Raw genomic sequence first — 6,769 nt, forward strand, 5'->3', positions numbered from 1 at the left:
ATCGGCAAAGAATACATCGGCGGCGGGTATGTGACCGTCATGGTGCGCGGCGATGTCGGCGCGGTCAAAGCCGCCACCGATGCCGGCGCAGCCGCTGCCCAGCGGGTTGGCGAACTGGTCAGCGTGCATGTCATCCCGCGCCCGCACAGCGATGTGGAGATGATTTTGCCCAAAGTTGAAGGCTGAGCGAGGAGCGGATTTTCCTCATGAGCGACTCGCGGGAAATGGTCAGTGTTGGCATAGATGTCGGCACCACAACCACCCAGCTGGTATTCTCCCGTCTGGCAGTGAGCAATATCTCCCGTCTTGGGCAGATACCCCGTTTTCAGGTCAGCGGTAAATCGGTCCTGTACGAAAGCCCGGCCTACTTCACCCCCCTGCTAACCCCCGATGTGGTGGATGTGCAAAAATTGAGCGAGATCATCCGATCCGAATACCGGAAAGCCGGCATTCAACCCCAACAGGTTGAAACCGGCGCGGTAATCATCACCGGCGAAATTGCCCGCACCCAAAACGCCGAGGAGATTCTCAAGGCCATCTCCTCGCTGGCGGGTGAGTTCGTGGTCACCGTTGCCGGCCCGAATGTGGAATCGCTGATCGCCGGCAGGGGGTCGGGGGCGGCTGCCTACTCCTCGGAAAACTACACCACCGTCACCAATGTGGATATTGGCGGCGGCACCTCCAACGCAGCCATTTTCCGCTCCGGGGAGCATCTCTCTTCATCGGCGCTGGCTGTCGGCGGGCGGCAGATCGTCATCGAAAAGACCTCCGCCATCGTCCAGCACATTGCCCCGCCCGGCCAGTTAATCATCAAAACCCTCGGCCTGCCCATTTTTGTGGGCAAGCGGGTTGACCTGAATGTGCTGCAGCCCTTCTGCGACTGCATGGCCGATCTGATCGCCGACCTGATTCAGGGTGTGCAGACCGATCTGGGCAGGCAGCTGCAACTTTCTCCACCGTTGACCCACGCCGCCGAATCCAAAGTGCTGTTCATCTCCGGCGGGGTTGGCAGCTACTTTTACCAGCCGGTCGAGATTCATTCGCTGGCAGATGTGACCATCCATAACGATGTCGGGCCTTTGCTGGCTCAATCGCTGCGGCTCAATCCGCGCATTCGTCAAATGCGGGTGGAAAAACCGGCCCAAACCCTACGCGCTACGGTGCTGGGTGCTGCCACCCAAACCATCACCCTGAGTGGCAGCACCATCTTCACCGATGCCAGCCTGCTTCCGCTGCGCAACCTGCCCGTCATCCGCCCGCATTTCAACAACGGTGACCTGCACGACCCCCATAAAGTCAAGGAAGCCGTCCAAAGTGCCGTCCTGCGTTGGGACCTGGGACAAAATTCGGGGCATTTTGCCATTGCGCTGGATTTGCCGCCCCGCCTCGATTTCCCCACCCTGCAGTCGCTGGCTGCCGGTCTGGTGCAGTTTTTCGGTGAACTCGGCCAACCCGGTATTCCGCTGGTGCTGATCACCGAAGCGGACTACGCGCAAGTGCTCGGGCAGACCATCCGCTCGCTCAACACTCACATCCCGCTCATCAGCGTGGATCAGGTTGATCTGGCAGAAGGTGATTTCATTGACATCGGTGAACCGATTCTTGACGGGCGGGTGGTGCCGTTATCTGTAAAGACCCTCATTTTTTACCATTAGCGGTGGAAAGATGTTGAGTCAATCCTTTCATTCAAAGCGTAACCGAGAAGGAGGATTTCTATGCTCTTAAGAACCAGGTTGTTTGGAAACACCTACGAGTTCGGCTCCATCAAAGAGGTCATGGCCAAAGCCAACGAGGAGAAATCCGGTGACCGTCTGGCGGGGATTGCCGCCCGCAGTGTTGCCGAGCGCATGGCAGCCCGCTACGTGCTGGCAGAAGTGCCGCTGGAAGTGCTGCGCAACAATCCGGCCGTGCCATACGAGGAGGATGAAGTTACCCGTGTCATTCAGGATTCGGTCAACGAAACCATTTACAACGAAATCAAGCACTGGACGGTTGGCCAGTTCCGCGAATGGCTGCTGGATGACAACACCACCGGCGAGATGATCCGGCGCGTCAGCAACGGTTTGACCGCCGAAATGGTGGCCGCCGTGACCAAATTGATGTCCAACATGGACCTGATGGTTGCCGCCCGCAAGATTCGCGTCACGGCGCACTGCAACAACACCATCGGATTGGAAGGCACACTGGCTTCCCGCAATCAGCCAAACCACCCGACCGACTCGCCGGAAGGCATCCGCGCCACCATCTACGAAGGGCTTTCCTTTGGCTCCGGTGACAGCGTCATCGGCATCAACCCGGTGGATGATTCGCTCGCCAGCGTCATGCGCTTGCTGGATATGACCTACGACATCATCCAGAAATGGCAAATTCCCACCCAAAACTGCGTGCTGGCGCACGTTACCACGCAGATGGAAGCCATGCGGCGCGGCGCGCCGGTCGGCCTGGTATTCCAGAGTCTGGCCGGTTCACAAAAAGCCAACGAAGCCTTTGGCGTGACGGTTGCCATGATTGACGAAGCCTACGAGATGGCTCAAAAGTACTGCTGGACGGCCGGGCCGAACTACATGTACTTTGAAACCGGTCAGGGAACTGCCCTCTCGGCAGATGCCCATTACGACACCGACCAGCTGACCATGGAAGCGCGCATCTACGGGCTTGCCAAACGCTACAAACCCTTCCAGGTCAACACGGTGGTCGGTTTCATCGGCCCGGAGTACCTGTACGACTCGGTACAGATTACCCGCGCCGGGCTGGAAGATCACTTCATGGGCAAACTGACCGGTATTTCGATGGGCTGTGATGCCTGCTACACCAACCACGCCAAAGCCACCCAAAACGACATCGAAAATCTGGCGGTGCTGCTTACGGCGGCCGGCTGCAACTACTTCATGGGCGTGCCCATGGGGGATGATGCCATGCTCAGTTATCAATGCACCAGTTACCACGACACCGCCGCCTTACGGCAGTTGCTCGGCCTGCGTCCGGCCCCCGAATTTGAAAAATGGATGGAGTCGATCGGCTTGATGGAAAACGGTAAATTGACCGCCAAAGCCGGCGATGCTTCATTCTTCCTGCAACGCAAATAAGGAGAAATTCTTATGGAACAAGGCAAAATGGATATCGAGGCAATCGTTCAGGCCGTACTGGCTGAACTGAACAAGAAAAACGCCGGCCAGCCGGCTGCTGCGCCGGCAAAAACTGCCGCCAACGGCGAACTGGTCATAGATTTACCCGACCCGACTGTGCCGGAACACCGCTTTGCGCCGGGAGTCAAAAACCCCTACGACCTGGAAGGTCTGCGCAACCTGATGGCCACCACCACCGCCCGCATCGGAGTCGGACGCGCCGGCCCGCGTCCGCGCACCGCCTCACTGCTGCTGTTCCAGTCCGATCACGGCGTAACGCAGGATGCCATCTACGGCGAAGTGGATCAGGCCGTGCTGGATAAATTTGAGCTGTTCACCGTCCAGACTCAGGTGGAAGACCGCAACCAGTACCTGACCCGTCCGGATCTCGGCCGAAAGTTGAGCGAAGAAGCCAAAAAGGTCATCGCCGAACGCTGCGTCAAGAAACCGCAGGTGCAAATTGTGGTGGGCGATGGGCTGAGCGCGGCCGCCATCAACAACAACTTCCCACTCATCTACCCGGTCATCGTGCAGGGTTTGAAGAGCGCCAACATCAGCCTCGGCACACCCTTCTTCATCAAGTTTGCCCGCGTGGGCGTGATCAATGATGTCAACGACATCATCGGGGCAGATGTGGTCGTCATCCTGATCGGCGAACGCCCCGGACTGGGGATTGCCGATGCACTCAGCGCCTACATGGGCTGGCGGCCGACCGCCGGCAAGACCGACGCCGAGCGCGATGTGGTCTGCATGATCACCGTCCACGGCGGCACCAACCCGCTGGAAGGCGGCGCCTATGTGGTGGACATGATCAAGAAAACCCTGCAATATCAGGCAAGCGGTGTTGAACTGAAACTAAAAACCAGCGGACAAGGCTGATCATTCAGAAAAGGAGATAACCCTATGGCAATATTAGATCCGATTCGTCCCAACATCCTTTCGGCGCGGCTGATTCCCAATGTGCACCCCAGTTTTGCCGCCGAAATGGGATTGCGCCCCGACCAGAAGAGCCTGGCGCTCATCACCTGCGACATTGACGATTGTCTGTACGTCTCGCTGGACGAAGCCACCAAGAAGGCCGAGGTCGAGGTCGTGTATGCTCACAGCTTTTACGCCGGTGCGGCTCACGCTTCCGGCCCGCTTTCCGGTGAAATCATCGGCATTCTGGCAGCCCCCAACCCGGCCGAAGCCCGCGCCGGTTTGAACGCCTGCATTGAATACGCCACCGAATACGCCTACTTCCTCTCGGCAAACGAGGAGAATACACTGGCGTTCTTCCCGCACACCATCTCCCGCTCCGGCAGTTACCTGAGCAAAGCCGCCGGTGTGCCGGAAGGCACCCCACTGGCCTACCTGATCGCCCCGCCAATCGAGGCGACCTACGCGATTGATGCCGCGCTCAAAGCCGCCGAAGTGGAACTGCGGGTTTGGTGGAAACCACCATCCGAAACCAACTTTTCAGGTGCCCTGCTCTCTGGCACACAAAGCGCCTGCCGGGCTGCCTGTCAGGCCTTCCAGGATGCGGTTCTGGAAGTAGCGCGCTATCCCAAGAAATACTGATTTTCTGCTGTCCTTTCAGCAGAAAACCTGCCGCTCATCCTCTTTTAAGGAGGTCTTATGGCGTTACCAGAAAACTACGATCTGGATCTTCGCTCGATTCAGGAAGCGCGCCGCCTTGCCGTCCAGTGCCGCGAAGCCCAGCGGGCATTTGCCTTCGCCGAACAGGCCGAAGTGGACCGCATCTGCGCCGCCATGGCCGAAGCGGCCTACCGCGAATCGGCCCGGCTGGGGCAGCTGGCCCATGAAGAAACCGGCTACGGGGTTGCCCGCCACAAACAAATCAAGAATGAGTTTGCCAGCAGAACCGTCTGGGAATCGATCAGGGACATCAAGACCACCGGCGTCATCCACCGCGATGACCGCCGTAAAGTGGTGGAGATCGCCTGGCCGGTCGGCGTCATCGCCGCGCTGACCCCCTCTACCAACCCCACTTCAACCGCCATCTACAAGGTGTTGATTGCGGTGAAAGCCCGCAACGGGATTGTGGTCGCCCCCCACCCGGCTGCCCGCGCCAGCACCTACGAAGCCGTGCGCATCATGATGGAAGCCGGCGAAGCCGCCGGCATGCCCAAAGGGCTGGTAGCCTGTATGCAGAACATCACCCTGGAAGGCACCCAGGAATTAATGCGCCATTACGCCGTATCGCTGATTCTCGCCACGGGCGGTTCCGGCATGGTGCGCGCCGCCCACAGCGTCGGCAAGCCGGCCATCGGCGTCGGTCCCGGCAATGTACCGGTATATGTGGACCGCAGCGCAGATGTGGTCAAAGCCGCCAGCGACATCGTCAACAGCAAGGCGTTCGACTGCTCGGTCATCTGCTCCACCGAACAGTGCGTCGTCGCCGACAAGCCGATTGCCGACCAGCTGCGCGAGGAAATGAAGAAAAACGGCGCTTACTGGCTGCCGATGGAAGATGTGCCGGCCATTGAAAAGCTGCTCTTCTCCGCTCCCGGCGTGATGAACCCCAAAGCGGTTGGGAAAACGCCGCAGCAGCTGGCTCACATGGCGGGCATTGCGGTGCCCGGCTGGGCCAGGGTGCTGGTGGTGGATTTGAAGGGCGTCGGCCGGGAACACCCACTCAGCGGCGAAAAGTTGACCACTGTGCTGGGCTTTATGGTCGAAGACGGCTGGCGCGCCGGTTGCGAACGCTGCATTCAGCTGCTCAAATACGGCGGCGACGGTCACTCGCTGGTCATTCACGCCCGCGATGAAGAAGTCATCCTGGCCTTCGGCATCGAAAAACCGGCTTTCCGCATCATCGTCAATTCATGGGGCACCATGGGCGCCATCGGCGCAACGACCGGCGTGGTACCGGCCATGACGCTGGCGCCCGGCGGCATCGGCGGAGCGGTGATCAGCGACAACATCACCACCACCCACCTGATGAACGTCAAACGGCTGGCGTATGAAATCAACCCGCCCCCGCCGGCGGCCTACACCCTCGCCCCGGATGTCCAGCAGGCGTCCGGCGGTGCGGCTGCGCCCGCATCGGTTGAATTGAGCAATGCCGAAATCGAAGAAATCGTGCGCCGCATCCTCACCCAACTGGAAGCCCGGCGTTGACCGCCCGGAATTCAGGAGACTGAAACGACATGACTGATACCCAATGTCAGGCAATTACCAAAAGCGGTAAACGCTGTCAGAATCCGGCCATTCCGGGTTCCCGGTACTGCCGTCTTCCCAGCCACCAGGCGCTGGCCGCCGCTGAAGGGAGCGCTCCCCCGCCCGAACCTCCAGCCGAAAAGGTGACAACCGAAGCGCCAGAATCCGGTAAAATAGTAGAAACCCCACAGGTATCCCCCTCTCATCAACAACCCCAAGTACAACAAAAGGAGATTTCTATGACTATTCAAATGATTGCTCTGGGTATGATTGAAACCAAAGGGCTGGTCGGCGCCATCGAAGCCGCCGATGCCATGGTCAAAGCCGCCAATGTCAAACTAATCGGCAAAGAATACATCGGCGGCGGGTATGTGACCGTCATGGTGCGCGGCGATGTCGGCGCGGTCAAAGCCGCCACCGATGCCGGCGCAGCCGCTGCCCAGCGGGTTGGCGAACTGGTCAGCGTGCATGTCATCCCGCGC

Annotated in this window: 7 protein-coding genes; all 7 read left to right on the forward strand. The window is 59.4% G+C overall.

Annotated elements, in window-relative coordinates; translation table 11 throughout:
* A partial coding sequence (locus tag ACWIZX_RS03545) for a BMC domain-containing protein (RefSeq protein WP_448334833.1) occupies positions 1 to 186 on the forward strand: 186 nt, incomplete at its 5' end.
* Positions 187 to 206: 20 nt separating this feature from the next.
* Positions 207 to 1,655, forward strand: coding sequence for an ethanolamine ammonia-lyase reactivating factor EutA (locus tag ACWIZX_RS03550; RefSeq protein WP_448334834.1), 1,449 nt, complete (start codon positions 207 to 209; stop codon positions 1,653 to 1,655).
* Positions 1,656 to 1,715: 60 nt separating this feature from the next.
* On the forward strand, positions 1,716 to 3,086 hold the full coding sequence (locus ACWIZX_RS03555) for an ethanolamine ammonia-lyase subunit EutB (protein ID WP_322792749.1): 1,371 nt from the start codon (positions 1,716 to 1,718) through the stop codon (positions 3,084 to 3,086).
* Positions 3,087 to 3,098: 12 nt separating this feature from the next.
* A complete protein-coding gene (eutC, locus tag ACWIZX_RS03560) occupies positions 3,099 to 4,004 on the forward strand; it encodes an ethanolamine ammonia-lyase subunit EutC (protein WP_448334835.1) in 906 nt (301 codons plus the stop codon).
* 24 nt (positions 4,005 to 4,028) lie between these two features.
* Positions 4,029 to 4,685, forward strand: a complete 657-nt coding sequence (gene eutL, locus ACWIZX_RS03565; protein WP_448334836.1) for an ethanolamine utilization microcompartment protein EutL — start codon at positions 4,029 to 4,031, stop codon at positions 4,683 to 4,685.
* Between the two features lie 57 nt (positions 4,686 to 4,742).
* On the forward strand, positions 4,743 to 6,248 hold the full coding sequence (locus ACWIZX_RS03570; protein ID WP_448334837.1) for an aldehyde dehydrogenase family protein: 1,506 nt from the start codon (positions 4,743 to 4,745) through the stop codon (positions 6,246 to 6,248).
* Positions 6,249 to 6,532: 284 nt separating this feature from the next.
* Positions 6,533 to 6,769: BMC domain-containing protein (locus ACWIZX_RS03575; protein ID WP_448334838.1), on the forward strand; the 237-nt coding region annotated here is incomplete at its 3' end.

The organism is Bellilinea sp. (genome assembly GCF_053501535.1).